3 protein-coding genes are annotated in these 3,110 nt (G+C 61.4%); 1 reads left to right on the top strand and 2 read right to left on the bottom strand.

Annotated features, from left to right (window positions below; genetic code table 11):
• Window positions 1-1,697, top strand: a 1,697-nt coding sequence (locus HP547_RS26845; protein ID WP_172288446.1) for a glycosyltransferase, incomplete at its 5' end; no start/stop codon positions are given.
• A 33-nt stretch (window positions 1,698-1,730) separates the two neighbouring features.
• On the opposite strand, the gene HP547_RS26840 is transcribed toward HP547_RS26845, so the two are convergent.
• Window positions 1,731-2,819, bottom strand: coding sequence for a DUF1120 domain-containing protein (locus HP547_RS26840; RefSeq protein WP_172288444.1), 1,089 nt, complete (start codon window positions 2,817-2,819; stop codon window positions 1,731-1,733).
• Between the two features lie 70 nt (window positions 2,820-2,889).
• On the bottom strand, window positions 2,890-3,110 hold a 221-nt coding region (locus HP547_RS26835), incomplete at its 5' end, for a hypothetical protein (protein WP_218583500.1).

Below are 3,110 nucleotides of genomic sequence, written 5' to 3'. Positions count from 1 at the left end.
AGAAATTCAATTTCGACGGCCCGGTGGTGGCAATCCCGCAGTGGCGTGCCCTGGCGGTAGCCTCGGTGGTGCTGGCGATGATTGCGCTGATGGTGCTGTTCATCGACGGTTCGGCCCTGCGCCAGCGTGGTCGCACCTTCCTGACCTTCATCACCTTCCTGTGCGGGTCGGTGCTGGTGTGGATTGCCTACGACTACAGCCAGCAATACAGCACCTGGTTCAGCCTGACTGTGGGTGTGCTGCTGGCCCTGGGCGCGCTGGGGGTATTCATCGTTCTGCTCACCGAGGCCCACGAACTGGCCGAGGCGGTGTGGACCCACAAGCGACGTCGTGAGTTCCTGCCCGTGCAGGCCGACAGCGCCTACCGCCCCAAGGTATCGGTGCATGTGCCGTGCTACAACGAACCGCCTGAGATGGTCAAGCAGACCCTCGATGCCCTGGCCGCGCTGGACTACCCCGATTACGAAGTGCTGGTGATCGACAACAACACCAAGGACCCGGCCGTGTGGGAGCCGCTCAAGGCCCACTGCGAGAAGCTCGGCGAGCGCTTCAAGTTCTTCCATGTCGCGCCTTTGGCGGGCTTCAAGGGCGGCGCACTGAACTACCTGATCCCGCATACCGCCAAGGATGCCGAAGTGATCGCGGTGATCGACTCGGACTACTGCGTCGATCGCAACTGGCTCAAGCACATGGTGCCGCACTTCGCCGACCCGAAAATTGCCGTGGTGCAGTCGCCGCAGGACTACCGCGACCAGCACGAGAGCGCCTTCAAGAAGCTGTGCTACAGCGAGTACAAAGGCTTCTTCCACATTGGCATGGTCACCCGCAACGACCGTGACGCGATCATCCAGCATGGCACCATGACCATGACCCGGCGTAGCGTGCTGGAAGAGCTGGGCTGGGCCGAATGGTGCATCTGCGAGGACGCCGAGCTGGGCCTGCGGGTGTTCGAGAAGGGCCTGTCGGCTGCCTACGCCCATAACAGCTATGGCAAGGGCCTGATGCCCGACACCTTCATCGACTTCAAGAAGCAGCGCTTCCGCTGGGCCTACGGTGCCATCCAGATCATCAAGCACCACGCCAGCGCCCTGCTGCGCGGCAAGGGCAGCGAGCTGACCCGTGGCCAGCGCTACCACTTCCTGGCCGGCTGGCTGCCATGGATTGCCGATGGCATGAACATCTTCTTCACGATCGGCGCATTGTTGTGGTCGGCGGCGATGATCATCGTGCCACACCGGGTCGACCCGCCGCTGATGATTTTCGCCATCCCGCCGCTGGCGCTGTTCTTCTTCAAGGTGGGCAAGATCATCTTCCTCTACCGCCGTGCGGTGGGGGTGAATCTGAAAGACGCCTTCGCTGCGGCGCTGGCCGGGCTGGCGCTGTCGCATACCATCGCCAAGGCAGTGCTGTATGGCTTCTTCACCAGCAGCATGCCGTTCATCCGCACGCCCAAGCATGCTGACAGTCATGGGCTGCTGGTGGCGATTTCCGAGGCGCGGGAGGAGCTGTTCATCATGTTGCTGCTGTGGGGCGCAGCGCTGGGCATCTACCTGGTGCAGGGGCTGCCGAGCTCGGACATGCGCTTCTGGGTGGCGATGTTGCTGGTGCAGTCGTTGCCGTACCTGGCAGCGTTGGTGATGGCCTTGCTGTCGTCGCTGCCAAAGCCGGAGGCCGAGGTGCAAACGGCGCACACATAACGGAAACTTGCGGCCACCTGGCATAGTTCGGGCTTACAAATAGACGATCTCCAGCGTGGCCGCCCCGTCGACGGCAGTCTCGTCGCGCAGGTCGAGTTGACGCAAAGGAGCAATGTACAACTCGACCATCAGCATAGCCTCGAGCTGCCTGATCAAGGCAGGCCCGGCTGCTGCGCGGTTACTGAGGGCAAACCCCAGCAAACGACCGTCGTTATGGAAGAACGCAGCTCCCGGGCCTGGCTGCCAGCCTGCACCACTCTGCGGGGAGTAGAGCGGCTGGAGCACCTGCCCATCCCCTAGCGCCGGCCCCTCAAGCTGTAAAGACCATGCCAGGCCGTCACTGGTCTTTTTACCTGCGCCAAACAGGGCGGAGCGTGCTACGTCTTTGACGTGACTGATCAAGCCGGGCTGGCGGTTGTCCACCGCGCGCAGAGCGAAACGAGTGAGGCCGTCGCAGGTCACGGCAGCAGGCAACGAGCGTCGCAAAGTGGTGGTTTTGCCAGCCGATAGCTGTCCAGATTCAATGAGGCCGAAGTCCACCACACCGTCATGACCCAAGAACAGCTTGCAAGCTGCTGGGACGACACTTGCCTGTAACGCCAAGGCTGCAGTTGCGCCATCGACTTCCAACACACCACCTGCGTGCAACTCGTCGGCGTTTGACAAGTTCGACGCTGCATCGAGCCAGCCCTGGATTGTAAGGCGAGCCGTGAAATTTGTGCCTTGAAGCGCTACATCTGCAAGCAATGGCGTGACCTGCATGCCTGGCACCCAGCGAATCCGGTCGCCTTTTTGCATCCAGGGGCCACGCGGGTCCCTGGCTGCACCCAGCATGACCGGTTGGCCATCGAGCTGTGCGTCAGACAGTTGCATTGAATACTGTCCTCGCTCGCCAAAGCCATAGCTATCACCATAGGTGCCGGCAGCCAGATAGTTCAGGAGCATGTCGGTTCTTCTGGAGCACTGAACCGTCAGTTGCAGATGTTTCGCGGCAAACAGGTATTGATTCCCATGCTTTTGCAACTGAGTCCTGTTGATCTGGCCAAACTCGATAACGGGCTGGCTGAGCAAGATCTGACAGCCCTGCGCGGCGACAGATCCGGCCACTCCCATCAACAACATCCCCAGGCACCCGCTCAGCAAAAGCAGCGCGCCGCGGCGGTCGCGAAAGGGGCGCGTCCTGCACAAGAACTCATATCGCATGGCAAAGGGCCGTGGTCGTTTCATAGTATTGATCCGGCTCCGGATTGTCGCTGAGGGTAAACTCCAGTGCACAGCCAGGTCCGCCTGGCGAGGTCACCTGATAGCGCTCGTTCTCCTGAAAGTCATGCAGGAATATCAAGCCACCGGCCTGCACCATCGTCACGAAGCTGCCGTTGGCATCCACTACCATCGAGCTGTCCGCCACGGGCT

The sequence above is a fragment of the Pseudomonas sp. CM27 genome, assembly GCF_013179515.1.
In the GTDB taxonomy this organism is placed as follows: Bacteria; Pseudomonadota; Gammaproteobacteria; order Pseudomonadales; family Pseudomonadaceae; genus Aquipseudomonas.
This window is presented reverse-complemented; position numbering and strand designations above follow the sequence as displayed.

What these genes read in the sequence shown, in the direction of transcription:
- HP547_RS26840 (WP_172288444.1), bottom strand. Translation starts at nt 2,819, where the DNA reads ATGTTGTTGATGGGAGTGGCCGGATCTGTCGCCGCGCAGGGCTGTCAG.